Origin of the sequence: Thermus scotoductus DSM 8553, from assembly GCF_000381045.1 — a bacterium.
In the GTDB taxonomy this organism is placed as follows: domain Bacteria; phylum Deinococcota; class Deinococci; order Deinococcales; family Thermaceae; genus Thermus; species Thermus scotoductus.
Genome location: NZ_KB905743.1, coordinates 1 through 17,303, shown reverse-complemented (window position 1 = coordinate 17,303; position 17,303 = coordinate 1). Strand labels below are relative to the sequence as shown.

The 17,303-nt window shown below is 64.7% G+C and carries 19 protein-coding genes; 18 read left to right on the top strand and 1 reads right to left on the bottom strand.

From position 1 onward, the window contains the following. Position 1 precedes the first annotated feature (1 nt). The 16 genes from F604_RS0106595 to F604_RS0106515 all read left to right on the top strand — a co-directional run bounded on the left by F604_RS0106595 (position 2) and on the right by F604_RS0106515 (position 13,133). Positions 2–1,333 (top strand): vWA domain-containing protein, encoded by a 1,332-nt coding sequence (locus F604_RS0106595; RefSeq protein WP_019550951.1) that lies wholly within the window; start codon positions 2–4, stop codon positions 1,331–1,333. Positions 1,334–1,340: 7 nt separating this feature from the next. Then, positions 1,341–1,766, top strand: coding sequence for a DUF1999 family protein (locus tag F604_RS0106590; RefSeq protein ID WP_015717698.1), 426 nt, complete (start codon positions 1,341–1,343; stop codon positions 1,764–1,766). Between the two features lie 5 nt (positions 1,767–1,771). Further along, positions 1,772–1,981 carry a hypothetical protein gene (locus tag F604_RS0106585; protein ID WP_019550950.1) on the top strand — a complete coding sequence of 70 codons (210 nt, stop codon included), beginning with the start codon at positions 1,772–1,774 and terminating at the stop codon, positions 1,979–1,981. A gap of 84 nt (positions 1,982–2,065) precedes the next feature. Then, a complete protein-coding gene (locus F604_RS0106580) occupies positions 2,066–3,226 on the top strand; it encodes an acyl-CoA dehydrogenase family protein (RefSeq protein WP_019550949.1) in 1,161 nt (386 codons plus the stop codon). A gap of 3 nt (positions 3,227–3,229) precedes the next feature. Then, positions 3,230–4,129, top strand: coding sequence for a DNA polymerase III subunit delta (gene holA, locus F604_RS0106575; RefSeq protein ID WP_019550948.1), 900 nt, complete (start codon positions 3,230–3,232; stop codon positions 4,127–4,129). Between the two features lie 78 nt (positions 4,130–4,207). After that, a complete protein-coding gene (locus F604_RS0106570) occupies positions 4,208–5,602 on the top strand; it encodes a TldD/PmbA family protein (RefSeq protein ID WP_019550947.1) in 1,395 nt (464 codons plus the stop codon). Next, on the top strand, positions 5,599–6,909 hold the full coding sequence (locus F604_RS0106565; protein WP_019550946.1) for a TldD/PmbA family protein: 1,311 nt from the start codon (positions 5,599–5,601) through the stop codon (positions 6,907–6,909). The genes F604_RS0106570 and F604_RS0106565 overlap by 4 nt, the downstream gene beginning before the upstream one ends. Before the next feature lie 43 nt (positions 6,910–6,952). Continuing rightward, a complete protein-coding gene (locus F604_RS0106560) occupies positions 6,953–7,207 on the top strand; it encodes an AbrB/MazE/SpoVT family DNA-binding domain-containing protein (protein WP_008632194.1) in 255 nt (84 codons plus the stop codon). Beyond that, positions 7,204–7,605 (top strand): type II toxin-antitoxin system VapC family toxin, encoded by a 402-nt coding sequence (locus F604_RS0106555; protein ID WP_008632193.1) that lies wholly within the window; start codon positions 7,204–7,206, stop codon positions 7,603–7,605. The genes F604_RS0106560 and F604_RS0106555 overlap by 4 nt, the downstream gene beginning before the upstream one ends. Continuing rightward, positions 7,605–8,549 carry a 2-hydroxyacid dehydrogenase gene (locus F604_RS0106550; RefSeq protein WP_019550945.1) on the top strand — a complete coding sequence of 315 codons (945 nt, stop codon included), beginning with the start codon at positions 7,605–7,607 and terminating at the stop codon, positions 8,547–8,549. The genes F604_RS0106555 and F604_RS0106550 overlap by 1 nt, the downstream gene beginning before the upstream one ends. A gap of 5 nt (positions 8,550–8,554) precedes the next feature. Next, positions 8,555–9,304 carry a sulfite exporter TauE/SafE family protein gene (locus F604_RS0106545; RefSeq protein ID WP_026329033.1) on the top strand — a complete coding sequence of 250 codons (750 nt, stop codon included), beginning with the start codon at positions 8,555–8,557 and terminating at the stop codon, positions 9,302–9,304. A gap of 58 nt (positions 9,305–9,362) precedes the next feature. After that, positions 9,363–9,692, top strand: a complete 330-nt coding sequence (locus F604_RS0106540; protein WP_019550943.1) for an SPW repeat protein — start codon at positions 9,363–9,365, stop codon at positions 9,690–9,692. Between the two features lie 201 nt (positions 9,693–9,893). Then, on the top strand, positions 9,894–10,439 hold the full coding sequence (gene pyrR / locus F604_RS0106530; protein ID WP_019550942.1) for a bifunctional pyr operon transcriptional regulator/uracil phosphoribosyltransferase PyrR: 546 nt from the start codon (positions 9,894–9,896) through the stop codon (positions 10,437–10,439). Further along, positions 10,436–11,341: an aspartate carbamoyltransferase catalytic subunit gene (locus tag F604_RS0106525; protein WP_019550941.1), complete on the top strand. Its 906-nt coding sequence runs from the start codon at positions 10,436–10,438 to the stop codon at positions 11,339–11,341. The genes pyrR and F604_RS0106525 overlap by 4 nt, the downstream gene beginning before the upstream one ends. A gap of 27 nt (positions 11,342–11,368) precedes the next feature. Then, on the top strand, positions 11,369–12,649 hold the full coding sequence (locus F604_RS0106520) for a dihydroorotase (RefSeq protein WP_026329032.1): 1,281 nt from the start codon (positions 11,369–11,371) through the stop codon (positions 12,647–12,649). A gap of 4 nt (positions 12,650–12,653) precedes the next feature. Beyond that, on the top strand, positions 12,654–13,133 hold the full coding sequence (locus F604_RS0106515) for a Uma2 family endonuclease (RefSeq protein WP_019550939.1): 480 nt from the start codon (positions 12,654–12,656) through the stop codon (positions 13,131–13,133). On the opposite strand, the gene F604_RS0106510 is transcribed toward F604_RS0106515, so the two are convergent. Then, positions 13,123–14,166 (bottom strand): quinone-dependent dihydroorotate dehydrogenase, encoded by a 1,044-nt coding sequence (locus F604_RS0106510; RefSeq protein ID WP_019550938.1) that lies wholly within the window; start codon positions 14,164–14,166, stop codon positions 13,123–13,125. The genes F604_RS0106515 and F604_RS0106510 overlap by 11 nt on opposite strands. 54 nt (positions 14,167–14,220) lie before the next feature. On the opposite strand from F604_RS0106510, the gene F604_RS0106505 reads away from it, so the two are divergent. Beyond that, positions 14,221–14,736 carry a hypothetical protein gene (locus F604_RS0106505; protein WP_019550937.1) on the top strand — a complete coding sequence of 172 codons (516 nt, stop codon included), beginning with the start codon at positions 14,221–14,223 and terminating at the stop codon, positions 14,734–14,736. A gap of 79 nt (positions 14,737–14,815) precedes the next feature. Next, positions 14,816–17,203 carry an endopeptidase La gene (lon, locus tag F604_RS0106500; RefSeq protein ID WP_019550936.1) on the top strand — a complete coding sequence of 796 codons (2,388 nt, stop codon included), beginning with the start codon at positions 14,816–14,818 and terminating at the stop codon, positions 17,201–17,203. The last annotated feature ends 100 nt before the right edge of the window (positions 17,204–17,303 follow it).

Genomic DNA, 17,303 nt, shown 5'->3' with positions numbered 1-17,303 from the left:
AATGCTTTGGCTCCTCCTTCCGGTGCTCCTCCTCGTCTACCTCCTTTACCGGGCGAGGAGGCCCAGGGTGCGCCCCTGGGCCGGGGTGTGGCTTTGGCAGAGGGGCAGGAGGAAGCGCTTTCGGCCCCGGCTGGACCTAAGGCTTTTCCTACTTCTCCTGGCGGCCGCCTTGATGGTCTTGGCCCTCGAGGATCCCCCCTTGGGTCCCTCCCCCATGATCTTCGTGGTGGACGCCTCCGCCAGTATGGCCACTCGGGAAGGAGCCAAGACCCGTTTGGACCTGGCCAAGGAAAGGCTTCTCCCCCTTTTGGAAAGAACCCCGGAGGCCGTCTTGGTGCGGGCTGGGGAAAAGCCAGAAGCCTATGGCCCTGCCCCCGGCATCGCCCTGAGGACCCAGCTCCTGGCGCTGGAGGCAAGGGACCGGGAAGCCCGGCTGGAGGAGGCCATCGCCCTGGGACGGAGGCTTCTAAAGGCTCCGGTCCTGGTGGCCACGGACGGCCCCCCGCCCCCTGGGGCAGAGGGGTACATCGGGGTAGGAAGCCCCAGGGAGAACCTGGGGATCGTGGCCGTGGCCCAGGGGTTTTTGGCCTTAGGGAATAGCGCAAGCCGCACCCTCGTCGCCCAGGTAGAGGTGGGGGGCAGGGTGGAGGAGGTGCGGGTTCCGCCTCGGGGCTTCGCCCAGTTGGAGAACCTTCCCTCCACCTTTACCGCCCGGCTCCTGAATGGAGGTGCCCTGGATCTGGACGACGAAGCCAGCTTCGGCCTTAAGCGGCTTGGGGTAGACTACCCACCCCTTCCAGCCCTAACCCGGCTTTTCCGCCTCCTGGGCACCACCCCTGGGGACGAGGTGCGGGTGCGCATCGGGGTACCCCAGGGGCTTCCCGATAGGCCAACCCTCTACCTGGCCCCCTCTGGGGGAAACCCTATCCCGGTTCTCCTCGCTACGCCTCATCCCCTCCTGGAAGGAGTGGCCCTTTTGGGGGAGCGCCTGCCCCCTCCTCCCCCGCCCCCCAGTTCCTGGCGGCCCCTGGTGGAAGGGGAGGATGGGGTGGGCCTTGTCTACTTCGCGGAAGGAGGGCTTTACCTGCCTCCTTTGGCCGCCATCCAGGAGCGCCCCTTCTTCCCCCTCCTGGTCTACAACTTCCTCAAACCCTACCGGGAGGTGCGCACGGGCCTCCTTGCCCCTGTGGAAACCCTTCTTCCCACCCCCGGACCCAGCTTTCTTCCTCCAAGCCAGGGAGGGACAGGCCGGTTCCTCGCCCTCCTCGCCGCCTTGGTGCTCCTCCTCGAGGCCCTTCTCTTCCGCCCCAAACCCCGGGCCCAGGAAGCATAATGGGCCCATGCGCTTCCGTCCTTTCACCGAGCTGGATCTGCACCTCCTCAACCGGGTGGCGGGTAGCCGGCCCTTGAGCCTGGGCGCCGTGCGCTTTTTCGCCCGCACCGGCCACTCCTTCCTGGCGGAAGAGGGGGAGGAGCCCATGGGCTTCGCCCTGGCCCAGGCGGTGTGGCAGGGGGAGGCCACCACGGTTCTCGTCACCCGGGTGGAGGGCAGGAACCAGGCCGTTCTGGAGGGCCTCCTGGCCGCCGTGGTGAAAAGCGCCTACGACGCTGGGGTCTACGAGGTGGCCCTGCACCTGGACCCCACACGGGAGGACCTTCAGGCGGCCTTACAGGCCCAGGGATTTGCCATCGGACCCTTGGTCCTGGCGGTGAGGGTCCTGGGAAGCCGGGGGCAAAGGGGAGAAACCCGGGGCGTCCTAGAATAGGGACCATGAACCGGGTTCTCATCGGCATCCGGGGAGAACCTACCCCCGAGGGGATGGAGCGGATCCTTAAGGCGCTACGGGACCTCGAGGGCACCTCCCAGGTCCAGGCCACCGGCCCTGCCCAGGTCCTGGTGGAGTACGACCCCCAGGTCCTGACGGTGATGGACCTCCTCCGCACCATCCGGGAAGAGGGCTTTTTGGCGGGGATGCTCTGATGCCACCCCACCTTGGCTTTCGCCGAGGTGTCATGAGGGGCTATTCCCCCTCCTCTTCCGGTAAACTGCCCCTCGAGGTGCCCCATGCTGGACTTCTACGCCCTAGAAGACCTCCTCACCCCGGAGGAGAAGGGGATCCAAAAGGCCGCCCGTCGCTTCCTGGAAAAGGAGGCCCTGCCCTATATCCGGGATTGGTGGGAGGAAGGCGGCGTCTTCCCCACCCACCTCATACCCCGGTTCGCGGAGCTGGGCTTCCTAGGCCCCACCCTGCCCCCGGAGTACGGAGGGGCAGGAGTTTCCAGCGCCGCCTACGGGCTCATCGCCTACGAGCTGGAACGGGTGGACTCAGGGCTTAGGAGCTTCGTGAGCGTGCAAAGCTCCCTGGTCATGTACCCCATCTACGCCTTTGGCAGCGAGGAGCAGAAGCGGGAGTTCCTGCCCAAGCTGGCCCGGGGGGAGATGGTGGGGGCTTTCGGCCTCACCGAACCCGATGGGGGGTCGGACCCCTACGGCAACATGAAGACCAAAGCCCGCCTCGAGGGGAACACCTGGGTCCTGAACGGCACCAAGATGTGGATCACCAACGGCAACCTGGCCCATATCGCCCTCATCTGGGCCAAGGACGAGGAGGGGCGGGTTCTGGGCTTCATCGTTCCCACCGACACCCCGGGCTTCCAGGCCCAGGAGGTGAAGCACAAGATGAGCCTGAGGGCCTCGGTGACCAGCGAGCTGGTGCTGGAGGAGGTGAGGGTGCCCGAGGCCCTGCGCCTGCCCAAGGCTGAGAGCCTCAAGGCCCCCCTTTCCTGCCTCACCCAGGCTCGCTTCGGCATCGCCTGGGGGGTTCTGGGAGCCTTGGAGGCGGTGTACACCGAGGCAGTGGAGTTCGCCAAAAGCCGGAGCACCTTCGGCGAGCCCATCGCCAAAAAGCAGCTGGTGCAGGCCAAGCTGGCGGAGATGCTGGCGGATCACACGGAGGGGCTGCTTCTCGCCTGGCGCCTGGCCCGGCTAAAGGACGAGGGGAAGCTCAAGCCGGCCCAGGTTTCCCTGGCCAAGCGGCAGAACGTGTGGAAGGCTCTTAAGGCCGCCCGCCTAGCCCGGGACATCCTGGGGGGAAGCGGCATCACCCTGGAGTACCACGCCATCCGCCACATGCTCAACCTGGAAACCGTCTACACCTACGAGGGCACCCACGACATCCACACTCTGGTCCTGGGGCGGGAGGCCACGGGGCTGAGCGCCTTCTAAAGCATGGTCATCGCCTTCACAGGGGATCCCTTTCTGGCCAAGGAGGCCCTCCTCCAGGAGGCCTCCCTTCGGGGCCTCACCCACTTCAGCGAACCCACCCCGGAAGCCCTGGCGGAGACCCTAAGCCCCGGGCTTTTCGGGCAAGCCGGGGCCATGCTGGACCTGAGGGAGGTGAGCGAGGGGGAGTGGAAGGCGTTAAAGCCCCTTCTGGAAAACGTCCCCGAGGAGGTGGCCGTGCTTATCCTTGATCCCAAGCCCACCACCGCCCGGGCCGCCTTCTACCGCACCCGGGAGCGGCGGGACTTCCCCACCCCGAAGGGCAAGGACCTCGTCCGCCACCTGGAAAACCGGGCCAAGCGGCTGGGGTTCAGGCTACCCGCCGGCATCGCCCAGTACCTGGCCTCCCTGGAAGGGGACCTCGAGGCCCTGGAACGGGAGCTGGAGAAGCTCGCCCTTCTCCCACCTCCCCTCACCCTGGAGAAGGTGGAACGGGTGGTGGCCCTAAAGCCCCCCGTAAGCGGGTTTGACCTGGTGCGGGCGGTTTTGGAAGGGGAGGCCAAGGCCGCCTTTCGCCACCTAAGGCGGCTAAGGGAGGAGGGGGAGGAGCCCCTAAGGCTCCTTGGGGCCTTCGCCTGGCAGTTTTCCCTTCTGGCCAGGACCTGGATGCTCCTTGAGGAAAACCCCAGGCCCACGGAAGCCGACCTCGCCCGCCTCGAGGCCCATCCCTACGCGGCCAAGAGGGCGCTGGAGCTGGCTCGAGGCCTCTCGAAGGAAGCCCTCGAGGCCAGCCTGGACGCCTTGATCCAGGCGGAGCGCCGGGCCAAGGAGGGCAAGGATCCCTGGCTGGCCCTGGAAAGGGCGGTCTACACCCTCCTCCACCTCACCCCGGCAGAACCTGCGTGAGACTCCCCAAAGGAGTCCTCCAGGGAATTCTCCCCTAAGGAGTTGACCCGCGGGTCAGTCCTGGGTTAGCCTCCTTCCATGCTAAGCCCAGATCTGGTGGAAACCCTCCTGCGGCAAGCCCTAAACGGCGGAGCCGACTTCGCCGAGATCTATGCGGAGCGCTCCCGGAGGCGGCGCGTGATCGTGCGTTCGGGCCGCCTGGAGGAGGCCATCTCCGGCCTGGACTATGGGGCGGGCCTCCGCCTCTTCTTCGGCACCGAGGTGGTCTACGCCTACACCAACCAGCTCACCCGCGAAGGCCTTCTGGAAGCCCTGGAAACCCTCCTCCGGGCCAAGGGAGCCCTGGGCCAGGTGGACGAGCGGGGTGCCGGAGGCCTGGACTTCCGCAAGGCTTTGCCCAAGGGCCTTCACACCCCCAGAACGCCCTACGAGGAAAAGGACAAGCGCTACCGTCTGGAAAGGCTTCTGGAGGCGGAGGCCGGGGCCAGGATCGCCCCGGAGATCAGGCAGGTGGAGGCCAGCCTCCAGGAATGGGAGCAGGAAGTCCTGATCGCCAACACGGAGGGCACGTGGGCCGAGGAAAAGAGGGTCCGCACCCGGCTTTTCGTGCTGGCGGTGGCCCAAGACGGCACGGAGGTGCAAACGGGCTACGCGGCCCCTGGCAAGAGCGTGGGGCTGGAACTCTTCGACCTCTTCCCCCCCAAGGAGGTGGGGGCCAAGGCCGCCCGCCAGGCCCTCACCAACCTGCGGGCCAAGCCCGCCCCCGCCGGGACCATGCCCGTGGTGGTGGGGAACGCCTTCGGCGGGGTTATCTTCCACGAGGCCCTGGGACATCTCTTGGAAACCACCAGTGTGGCCAAAAAGGCCAGCGTCCTGGCCGATAGGCTTGGGGAGGAGGTGGCAAGCCCCGCGGTGACCTACATCGACGACGGCACCCTCCCCCACGCCTGGGGTTCCACGGAGGTGGACGACGAGGGCCGCCCCACGGAGCGCACGGTGCTCATCGAAAGGGGCATCCTCAAAAGCTACATGGTGGACCGCCTGGGCCACCTTCTCACCGGCTACCCCATGACCGGCTCGGGCCGCAGGCAGGACTACACCTTCGCCCCCACCTCGAGGATGCGCAACACCTTCATCGCCCCGGGGGACAAGGAGGTGGAAGACCTCATCGCCAGCGTGGAGTTCGGCCTCTACGCCAAGGAGTTGGGAGGCGGCCAGGTGAAGCCGGGCTCGGGGGAGTACAACTTCGCCGTGCAGGAGGGATACATCATCCGCCACGGGCGCCTGGAAGAACCCGTGCGCGGGGCCATGCTGGTGGGCAAGGGGCCGGAGACCATCAGGAAGGTGGTGGCCGTGGCCAAGGACTGGGAAAACGCCCCCGGGATGTGCGGGAGCCTCTCGGGAATGGTGCCCGTGGAGGTGGGCCAGCCCCATGTGCTGGTCTCCGAGATCGTGGTGGGAGGTAGGGCATGACGCTGGAGGAAGCCAAGCGGTACCTGTTAAGACGGGCGAAGGAACTGGGCCTCGAGGCGGAAGTCCTCTTCCAGGAGGAGCGGGAGCTTTCCTTAAGGGCCCGGCAAGGTACCCTGGAGGAGATCAAGGAGGCCCGCCAGGGGGGAATCGGCCTCAGGGTGGTGGTCCAAGGCCACGTGGGCTACGCCTACACGGAAGAGCTTTCCCCGGAGGCTTTAGAGTGGGCCCTATCGGAGGCCAGGGATAACGCCCTTCTTGCGGGAAAGGAGGGCTTCATCCCCCCGGGCCAGGCTTTGGGAAGCCACGACCTTCTGGGAGAGGGCCTTTCTGCCCCCCTGGAAGCCAAGAAGCAAAGCGCCCTAGAACTGGAAAGGGCCTTACGGGACGACCCCCGAACCCGAAGCGTCCTCATGGGGGGCTACATGGAAAAGGAGGTCCGGATGGCCCTCTCCAGCACCTTAGGGGCCGAGGGTGCCCTCCGCACTGGACTCGCTGGGCTGGGGGGTAGCCTGGTGATGGGGGATGGCCCAAGCCTCAAGCAAGGCTGGGACTTCAAGCTGGCCAAGGAGTTCCACGCCCTGGACCCCGGCCGCACCGCCTTGGAGATCCGGGAGAAGACCGCGAGGCTTTTGAACGCCAAACCTCTCCCCACGGGCCGCTACCGGGCCTATCTGGAGCCTAAAGCCATGGCAGAGCTTCTCCTGGTGCTTTCCCGCTCCCTTTCCGCCAAAAGCGCCCTCGAGGGCAAAAGCCGCCTCTTAAACCGGCTTGGGGAGCGAATCGCCTCGGAGTGGGTCACCCTGGTGGACGACCCCACCTTGGAAAAGGGCTTCCTTTCCCGCCCCTTCGACGCCGAGGGCACCCCGGCCCGGCGCACGGTGGTGGTGGAGAAGGGGGTATTCAAAACCTTCCTCCACAACGCAGAAACCGCCAGGGCCTTGGGCCAGGAGAACACCGGCCACGCCTTCCGCACCTACCGCGGAATCCTGGACGTGGCTCCCACCAACCTCTACCTGGAACCCGTGGGCAACCTGCGCCTGGAAAAGGGGGTCCTGATAACCGAGTTCATGGGCCTCCACGCCGGGGCGAACCCGGTGAGCCTGGACTTCTCTCTCCAGGCCCTAGGGCTTTGGGTGGAGGAGGGGGAGGTGCGGCACGCGGTGGAGAACTTCGCCGTGGCCGGGAACCTCCTGGAGCTTCTCCAGGGGGTGGAGGCGGTGGGGGACGACCTGGACTGGACCCTCCTGGACGCCGCCTACGGTAGCCCCACGGTGGCGGTGGCGGAGCTCTCCTTTGCCGGGGCATAGGGTAAAGCAAAATACGCTTAGTGGTTTTTGCTAAGCTAAAGGCATGGCCACGGTCACCATCAGCCCCAAATACCAGATCACCCTTCCCGCCGAGGTTCGGCAGGCTTTGGGGCTCCATCCCGGGGAAAAGCTCCTGGTGGAAGTGGTGGAAGGAGAAATCCGCTTACGCCCTTGGCGCCCACCGGTGCGGCAGCTTTTGCAGGAACTTCTCGAGGCCTATCCCGATGAGGCCGAAGCCCTGCAAAAGACCACAGGGCACGATGCCGTGGGCTATATTCGGAAACTGCGTAAGGGATGACCAGCCTGGACACCAACGTCATCCTTTCTGCCCTGGACCCCAAGGATGCCCAACATGAGAAGGCCATCGCCTTGCTGGATGGGCTATCCCGGCAAGCCCTTTTTGTCAGCCCTCCGGTCTACGCTGAACTGCGGGCCGGACCCGGTTGGTCCTTAGTAGAGGCTTTCCTTGACCAGTTCAGTATCCGCCTGCAAGATGGGATGCCCCTTCCGGTCTGGGAACTGGCCGGCGAGCGCTTTGGCCTTTACGCTCAAAAGAGGCGAAAAGCCCGCTTGCCCCGCCGCATCCTAGCCGACTTCCTTATTGGTTCCCATGCCCTTTTCCACGGCCTACGCTTGGCCACCTTTGACCCCAGGCCTTACCGGCTTGCCTTCCCTGAGCTCGAGGTGGTGCCCTGATGCCCAAGGGAAAAATCCTTGTAACCCGCAGCCTTCCGGGAAAGGCCTTGGACCGTTTACGGGAAGCAGGTTACCAGGTGGAGGTCCACGAAGGGCTTTTCCTTCCCCGGGAAGATCTCCTCAAGAGGGTGGAGGGAGCCATAGGCCTCATCCCCACCGTGGAGGACCGGATCGACGCCGAGGTCATGGACCGCGCCCCAGGCCTTAAGGTCATCGCCTGTTACAGCGTGGGAGTGGATCACGTGGACCTCGAGGCGGCCAAAGCCCGGGGCATCCGCGTGACCCACACCCCCGGGGTGCTCACTGAGGCTACCGCTGACCTCACCTTGGCCCTTCTCCTGGCGGTGGCCAGGCGGGTGGTGGAGGGAGTGGACTACGCCCGAAGGGGCCTTTGGCGGGCCTGGCATCCCGAACTCCTTCTGGGAATGGACCTCCAGGGCGCCACCCTGGGCATCGTGGGCATGGGCCGTATCGGCCAGGCGGTGGCCCAAAGGGCCGAGGCCTTCGGGATGAAGGTGGTCTATACGAGCCGTGCTCCAAAGCCCCTCCCCTACCCTCACCTTTCCCTGGAGGAACTCCTGGCCACATCCGACATCGTGAGCCTTCACACCCCCTTGACCCCCGAAACCCACCGCCTCATGAACCGGGAAAGGCTTTTCGCCATGAGGCCGGGAAGCATCCTGATCAACACCGCCCGGGGAGGCCTCGTGGACACGGAAGCCCTGGTGGAGGCCCTAAAGGGGCATCTTTTCGGAGCTGGCCTGGACGTCACCGATCCCGAGCCCCTGCCCCCAGGGCATCCCCTTTACACCCTTCCCAACGCCGTCATCACCCCCCACATTGGCTCGGCAGGAAGGCGAACCCGGGAACGCATGGCGGAGATAGCGGTGGAGAACCTCCTCTTTGCCCTGGAGGGCAGGGAGCCACCAAACCCGGTAGTATGAGCCCCATGAGCTTCGTCATCGGCCTTCTCGGTGGGGGCTTTGGGGGGCTCGTGGGGCTTGGGGGAGGCACGGTGATGATCCCCCTGATGGTGGGGATTCTCAGGCTTTCCCAGCACAAGGCCCACGGCACCAGCCTGGTGGCGGTCTTCTTCACCGGGCTCATGGGAGCCCTCACCTACGGGCTCCAGGGGTCCTTGAGCCTCAAGGCCGCCTTGTTTTTGGCGGCTACCGCCATCCTCACCGCCCGCCTAGGGGCCCGCTACGCCCACAGCCTGGCGGAAAAGGACCTCAAGCGGGCCTTTGGGTTTTTCCTCCTTTTTGTTTCCCTTCTGCTTCTCCTGAAACCCTACCTGGCCCCCGTGGGCCTGGTGCGGGGCGAGGTTTGGGAGGATCTCACCCTTCTCCTGGCGGGAGGCCTCACCGGCTTCCTCTCGGGCATGATGGGGGTGGGGGGAGGGACCATCATGGTTCCGGCCATGGTCCTGGTCTTGGGCATGGACCAGCACACTGCCCAGGGCACGAGCCTCCTCGCCATGGTACCCGCCAGCCTGGTGGGAGCCTACACCCACTACCGCCTGGGTAACGTGGACACCCTCCTGGCCCCTGGCCTGGTACCTGGGGTACTCTTGGGCACCTTTTTGGGAGGCGAAGCCGCCCACTTTCTACCCGAGGCCACCCTGCGCGTGGTCTTCGCCATGGTGCTCTTATGGACTTCCTGGCGGTACCTCCGCTCCCCAGCCGGAGAAAGTAAGTAATCTCACTATTTGTTGGACTCAAGGAGGTTAAGCTTCGGTTGGAAGGAGGTGAGGGTGTATGCGGCGTTGGCAGGACTGGGCTAACCTTGTCCTTGGCGTCTGGCTCATCCTTTCCCCGTGGCTTTTGGGCTTTAGCGGCACCCCCGCCGCCATGTGGAACGCGGTCATCGTGGGGGTAGTGGTGGGGCTCATGGCCCTCATGCACCTCCGGGGTGGCCCCTTGTGGGAGGAGTGGGTGAACGTGGTCCTGGGCATCTGGCTCATCCTCTCCCCCTGGATCCTGGGGTTTAGCGGGATGGCCAACGCCCTGTGGAACGCGGTGATCGTGGGCGTTCTGGTAGGGGCCCTGGCCTTGAGCGTCACCCGGGAAACGCCCAAGGCAGCCTAAGCCTAGGCCGCCTGGCCCCTGCCCGGGGTCTCGCTCGGGCGGGGGTTCCCCTTGTCTGGGCGGGTCAGGGGGTGTAAGGTAGGGGTGGCCTTTAAACCGGTCCCGCGAGGCCGGAAAGGGGGAAAATGGAACGATACCAGAACGGCAAAAGAAAGAAGCTGGGCGGAGGCCTTGGCCTCCGCTTCTTTTTGGAGGTGAACCGTGCGTTTTAAGGCCGAGCTTTTAAACGCCGAGGAGATGCGCCGGGCCCTCTACCGCATCGCCCACGAGATCGTGGAGGCCAACAAGGGAGTGGAGGGCTTGGCCCTTGTGGGCATCCACACCCGGGGCATTCCCTTAGCCGAACGCATCGCCCGTTACATCCGGGAGTTTGAGGGGAAGGAGGTACCGGTGGGAATGCTGGACATCACCCTCTACCGGGATGATCTTTCCGAGATCGGGATCCGACCCCAGGTGCGCCAGACCCGGATTCCCTTTGACATCACGGGGAAGGCCCTGGTCCTGGTGGACGATGTGCTCTACACGGGCCGCACCGCCAGGGCAGCCTTGGATGCCCTCATGGACCTAGGCCGTCCCAGGCGCATCTACCTGGCAGTCCTGGTGGACCGGGGGCACAGGGAACTCCCCATCCGGGCCGACTTCGTGGGCAAGAACGTCCCCACGGCCAAAAACGAGGTGGTCAAGGTGAAGGTGGAGGAAGTGGACGGGGAGGACCGGGTGGAGCTTTGGGAAAGGGAGGAAGCATGAGGCACCTCCTGGATTTCCAGGGCTGGACCAAAGCCCAGGTGGAAAACACCCTGGACACCGCTAGGGTGATGGCCGAGGTGCTGGAAAGGCCGGTGAAGAAGGTGCCCGCCCTCCAGGGCTTCACCGTGGCCACGGTGTTCTTTGAGCCCTCCACCCGCACCCGCATCTCCTTTGAACTGGCAGCCCGGCGCATGTCCGCGGATGTGGTGTCCTTCGCGGCCCAGGCCAGCAGCCTGCAAAAGGGGGAAAGCTACAAGGACACCCTGCTTACCCTCGAGGCCATGGGCATAGATGCCTACATCATCCGCGCCGACAGCGCCGGGGTTCCCCACCAGGCCACCCGATGGGTAAAGGGAGTGGTGGTGAACGGGGGGGATGGCCGCCGGGCCCATCCCACCCAGGCTCTTCTGGACGCCTACACCCTCCTGGAGGCCCTGGGAACCCTGGAGGGCAGGAAGATCGCCATCGTGGGGGATATCCTTCACTCCCGGGTGGCCCGCTCCAACGTGGAGCTTCTCCCTCTTCTCGGGGCTGAGGTGTGGGTGGCAGGCCCCCCCACCCTTCTCCCCCAAAGCCTTCCCGGAGCCAGGCTCACCCCTCACCTGGACGAGGCTTTGGCGGAAGCGGATGCGGTTATGGTGCTGAGGCTCCAGAAGGAGCGCATGGAAGCCGGCCTCATCCACCTGCAGGACTATATTGCCCATTACCAGGTAACGGAAGCGCGTCTGAAGAAGGCCAAACCAGGGGCTTTCCTCCTCCACCCTGGCCCCATGAACCGGGACATTGAGCTGGAAGGCACCCTGGCGGACTCGGAAAGAAGCCTGGTGAACCGCCAGGTGCGGAACGGGGTGGCGGTGCGCATGGCGGTGCTTTACCACCTCCTGGTGGGGAGGGAAGGGTAAAAGACCCCTTTGAAGGGAGAGGAAAGCATGCTGCTCATCAAGAATGTCACGCTGGTGGATGCCTCAGGGAAACGGGGTCCTGCGGATGTGCTCATCGGGGAAGGCAAAATCCTGAGCCTTGATGGCGGGGAGGCGGAAACGGTCATTGACGGAACGGGTCTCTTCCTGGCCCCCGGCTTTTTGGACCTCCACGCCCACCTTAGGGAACCCGGGCAGGAGGTAAAGGAGGAGCTTGCCACCGGGCTTTTGGCTGCCGTGCGAGGAGGGTACACGGATGTGGTTTCCATGCCCAACACCACCCCCCCCGTGGACACCCCGGAAGCCGTGCGGGCCCTTAAGAAAAAGGCCCACGCCCTAAGCCTCGCCCGGCTCCACCCCGCGGCCGCCCTGACCCAGGGCCAAGAGGGAAAGGCCCTCACGGAAGCCGGCCTCCTTAAGGAGGCCGGTGCCTCCCTCCTCACCGACGACGGCCACACCAACGAGGATGCTGGAATCTTGGCGGCAGGGCTTCTGCAGGCTTCCGCCTTCGGCCTCCCCGTGGCGGTGCACGCGGAGGATGCCTCCTTGCGCCGGGGTGGAGTCATGAACGATGGCCCCCTGGCCGACCTTTTGGGCCTTCCAGGAAACCCGAAGGAGGCGGAAGCCGCCCGGATCGCCCGGGACCTCGAGGTCCTGCGCTACGCCGTACGCCGAAGCCCCACCCGTCCCCATCTCCACATCCAGCACCTTTCCACCAAGCGGGGACTGGAGCTCATAAGGGAAGCCAAAAAGGCCGGGCTCCCCGTGACCGCCGAGGCCACCCCCCACCACCTGACCCTCACCGAGGAGGCCCTAAAGTCCTTTGACCCCATCCTCAAGGTGGCCCCACCCCTCCGCACCCAGGAGGATCTGGAAGCCCTTATAGAAGGGCTTCTGGATGGCACCCTGGACGCCATCGCCACCGACCACGCCCCCCACACCCAGGCGGAAAAGGAAATGGACCTCTTAAGGGCTCCCTTTGGGATTCCGAGCCTCGAGGTGGCCTTTCCCCTTCTATACACCGAGCTTCACCTGAAGCGGGGCTTCCCTCTGAAGCGCCTGGTGGAGCTCTTCACCGACGGTCCCCGAAGCATCCTGGGCCTGAAGCCCATCCATCTGGAGGAGGGAGCCGAGGCCAGCCTTGTCCTCCTGGACCCCAAGGAGCGCCCCGTGGAGCCCAGGAACTTCGCCTCCAAGGCCCGGTTTTCCCCCTGGGCAGGATGGGTCTTAGGGGGGTGGCCGGTCTTAACCCTGGTGGAGGGGCAGGTGGTGCACCAGGCGCTAGAATAGGGGCATGCTAAAAAAACTCTTGGAGGCCGATCAGCTGGGGCTACGCCTGGAATGGGTGGGAGGGCTCCCCCTTTGGGAAGCCCAGCCCACTTACCGGCATCAAAAAGCGGTGGACCGCATCCGGCAGAGCATCCGCCCGAAGGAAGCATCTTCCTGCCCCTGCATCCACGTGGCCGACGTCTACGTGCGCTTTCCCGACGGGTCCTACCAGCGCCCCGACATCGCCCTCTTTTGCCGGGAACCCGAGGAGCTGGACGAGGCCATCACCCTGCTCCCGGAAGCGGTGGTGGAGGTGGTGAGCCGGGGCTACGAGGCCAAGGACCTGGAGATCGCCCCCCGGTTCTACCTGTCCCAAGGGGTCAAGGACGTGGTGGTCTTTGACCCCCACACCCTTCTCGTCCTCCACCTACGCCACGATGGCGCCTGGCGGCACGTATCCCCGGTGGAGCTGGAACTCCTTTGCGGCTGCACCCTCACGGTATAGAGACCCAAAGCTCCGTTAAGCTCCTCACCCCTTCCGCCTCCATCAGCCTTAGGAGGCCTTTCAGGGTCCTACGGGGGAAAAGGGGGCCTCCATAGACAAAACCGGTATAAACCTGCACCAACCGGGCCCCCAGCTTAAGCCGCTCCCACACATCCATGGGGCCCTCCACCCCACCCACGCTCACCAGGGTTAGGTCCTTCACCCCCGCAAGGTAACGGAGCACTTCCAGAGACCGCCTTTTTAAAGGCCTTCCCGATAACCCCCCAGCCTCCTCCGCCAATGGGCTTTTCAGGCCAGGCCGCTCTAGGGTGGTGTTCACCGCCACCAGGCCCTCTAACCCATGTTTTCGGCAAAGCTCCACCACCTGGTCCAAGGCCTCAAAACTGAGGTCCGGGGCCACCTTGAGGAGAAGGGGCTTACTTGTGGCTGGGCGGAGCTTTGAAAGCAGCTCGTCCAAAAAGGGACCCTCCTGCAGGGTGCGAAGCCCAGGGGTATTGGGGGAACTGACGTTCAAAACAAAGTAATCCCCATAGGGCTCCAGGATGCGCAAGGCTTCCAGGTAGTCCTCCGCCGCTTTTTCCAAAGGGGTATCCCGGTTCTTCCCCAGGTTCACCCCCACGGGGAAAGGAAGCCCCCTTTCCCGGAAGCGCTTAAGCCTCCTGGCCGCCTCCTCGGCCCCTTGGTTGTTGAAACCCATGCGGTTGATAAGGGCATGGTCCTCCACCAGCCGAAAAAGCCGGGGTCTGGGGTTCCCCTCCTGGGGCCTGGGGGTGAGGGTACCCACCTCGGTGAAGCCGAAGCCCAAAGCCCACCAGGCCCCCAAGGCCCGGGCGTCCTTATCCATCCCCGCCGCCAGGCCTAAGGGATTGGGAAAACGAAGCCCCATGGCCTCCACCACAAGCCTTGGGTCCTCCACCCGTAGAAGCTTGGCGGGAATCTCCAAAATGGGGCCCCTCTCCGACCACAGGGAAAGGAGCCTCAGGCTGAGTTCATGCGCTTCCTCCGGATCCAGGGCAAAGAGCAGGCGGTGCATACGGGTCCATGGTATCTTGACGACCGCTCAAGGAGGAAGGATAAAATCTCCGCCATGAAGCGCCCCCTCTTGTGGCTACTGGGAAGCCTTCTTCTAACCCTGGCTGCCTGCTCTTTCACCGTTACCGTGGATATCCCTGACAAAGATTTCCAAGCGCAGGCTCTGCCGAACCCCCAAGGCCAGATCCTCTACCCTAAGGAAGCCACCAGATTTAACCCGCCTCCTGTAGCGCCCAAGAGCGTGGTGCTCACCGGGACCCTCGAGGCCAGCCAGACCCTGAACACCACCATTAGCTTTTACGTGCGCCTCGAGGACCCCAGCAAGACCTGCCAAGACCTTTCCCTTTACGGCATTCCCGCTTACGCTTGCCCTGTTGGGCCTGCCGATGAAAAGGTGGGGGAAGCGCAGTTCCAGGGCACACAAGCTTCTCTTACCCTCCAAGGCGCCAAGCTCACCCAAGGCATCGCTCAGGGCCAGTTCTGGCTGGGCCTCGAGGCTCAGAGCCTGCCCTCCAGCATGGTGACCTTCACCCTCAAAAACGCCAAGGCCACGGTGACGGTAGGCCTGTAGTGGACCAAGACCATACCCCCGGGGTCCTTTGTGCCCCCGGGTTTTTTCTTTGCCCCTGCCGGCGCTATGATAGGGCTAGATGAAGGACGTCTTGCGCCTGGAACTTCCCGTACTTCCCCTGAGGAACACCGTGATCCTCCCCCACACCACCACCGGGGTGGACGTGGGCCGCCCCAAGAGCAAAAGGGCGGTGGAGGAGGCCCTTAACGCCGATCGTTACATCTTCCTGGTCACCCAGAAGGACCCCGAGGTGGACGACCCCACCCCTGAGGACCTTTTCGCGGTGGGCACCCTGGCGGTGGTCAAGCAGGCCATGCGCCTCCCCGACGGCACCCTGCAGGTGATGGTGGAGGCCAGGAACCGGGCCCGCCTGGTTTCCTATGTGGCCGCCCCCTACCTGAGGGCCGTGGGAGAGGTGTTGTCCGAGCCTCCCCTGCAGGACCCAAGCCTCGCCCGGGTCCTGGTGAACGAGGTGCAGGAGGCCTTTGAACGCTACCTGCAAAACCACAAAACCCTGCGCCTGGACCGCTACCAGCAGGAAGCAGTCAAGAGCACCCTAGACCCCGCCATCCTGGCCGACCTGGTGGCCCACCACGCCACCTGGGACCTTTTGGACAAACAGGCCATCCTGGAAACCCCGGAGGTGGAGGAAAGGCTTAAAAAGGTCCTGGCCCTGCTTCTTCGCGACCTGGAGCGCTTTGAGCTGGACAAGAAGATCGCCGCCCGGGTCAAGGAGCAGATGGACCAGAATCAACGGGAGTACTACCTCCGGGAGCAGATGAAGGCCATCCAGAAGGAGCTCGGGGGTGGGGAGGATTTCCTCTCTGAGATCGAGGAGCTCCGCGAGCGGATTGAGAAAAAGGGCATGCCCGAGGCCGTCAAGGAAAAGGCCTTAAAGGAGCTAAAGCGCCTGGAGCGCATGCAACCCGGCTCTCCCGAGGCCACGGTGAGCCGGACCTATCTGGACTGGCTTCTGGAGGTTCCCTGGACCGAAGCCGACTCGGAGGTCCTGGATATTGCTGTAACCAAGCGGGTCCTGGACGAGGACCACTATGGCCTCAAGGATGTAAAGGAGCGCATCCTGGAGTATCTTGCGGTGCGCCAGCTGACCAAGGAGAAGGAGGTCAAGGGCCACGCTCCCATCCTTTGCTTCGTGGGGCCTCCCGGGGTAGGCAAGACCTCCTTGGGCAAGAGCATCGCCCGAAGCATGAACCGCAAGTTCCACCGCATCTCTTTAGGTGGCGTGCGGGACGAGGCGGAGATCCGGGGCCACCGGCGCACCTACATTGGGGCGCTTCCAGGGAAGATCATCCAGGGGATGAAGCAGGTGGGGGTGGTGAACCCCGTCTTCCTCCTGGACGAGATTGACAAGCTCTCCTCCGATTGGCGGGGGGACCCGGCCTCGGCCCTTTTGGAGGTCTTGGACCCCGAGCAGAATCACACCTTCACCGACCACTACCTGGACGTTCCCTACGACCTTTCCCGGGTCTTTTTCATCACCACCGCCAATACCCTTTCCACCATTCCCAAGCCCCTTCTGGACCGGATGGAGGTCATTGAGATCCCAGGCTACACCCTCCCGGAGAAGCGGGCCATCGCCCGTCACTTCCGCTGGCCCTTCCAGGTGAAGGAAGCGGGCCTCGAGGGCAAACTGGAGATCACCGACCGGGCCATAGAGCGCATCGTGCAGGAGTACACCCGGGAGGCAGGGGTGCGGAACCTGGACCGGGAGCTTTCCAAGGTGGCCCGTAAGGCAGCCAAGGACTACCTGGAAAGCCCCTGGGAGGGCGTGCGGGTGGTGGACGCCCAGGACCTCGAGGCCTACCTGGGCGTGCCCAAGTACCGCCCGGACCGGGCGGAGAAGGCCCCCCAGGTGGGGGTGGCTCAGGGTCTGGCCTGGACGCCCTATGGCGGTGCCCTTCTCACCATTGAGGCCGTGGCCGTACCCGGGACAGGCAAGGTGAACCTCACCGGCAACCTGGGGGAGGTGATGAAGGAATCGGCCCACGCCGCCCTCACCTACCTCCGGGCCCACCGGGAGGAGTGGGGTCTGCCGGAAGGCTTCCACAAGGAATACGACCTCCACATCCATGTCCCCGAGGGCGCCACCCCCAAGGACGGCCCCTCCGCCGGCATCACCATGGCCACAGCCCTGGCCAGTGCCCTCACGGGGCGCCCCGTGCGCATGGACATCGCTATGACCGGGGAGATCACCCTCAGGGGCAAGGTCCTGGCCATCGGCGGGGTGAAGGAAAAACTCCTGGCCGCCCACCAAGCGGGCATCTTCCGCGTGGTCCTGCCCAAGGAGAATGAACCCGAGCTCAAGGAGGTTCCGGAGGAAATCCTCAAGGACCTGGAGATCACCTTCGTGGAGGAGGTGGGAGAGGTGCTCAGGCTCCTCCTCCTGCCTCCTAGCCCACCCCCCGTGGCCCCCACGGAAAGACCCCAGCCAGGAGCAGGGGCTTAGAGAAAAGAGGGGGCGTGGGGGAGCTATAATCCCCCGGTTTCCAAGATAGCCCTCAAGATACGCTAACGCGTGACACAGGCTGACCAAACCGGGGATACAT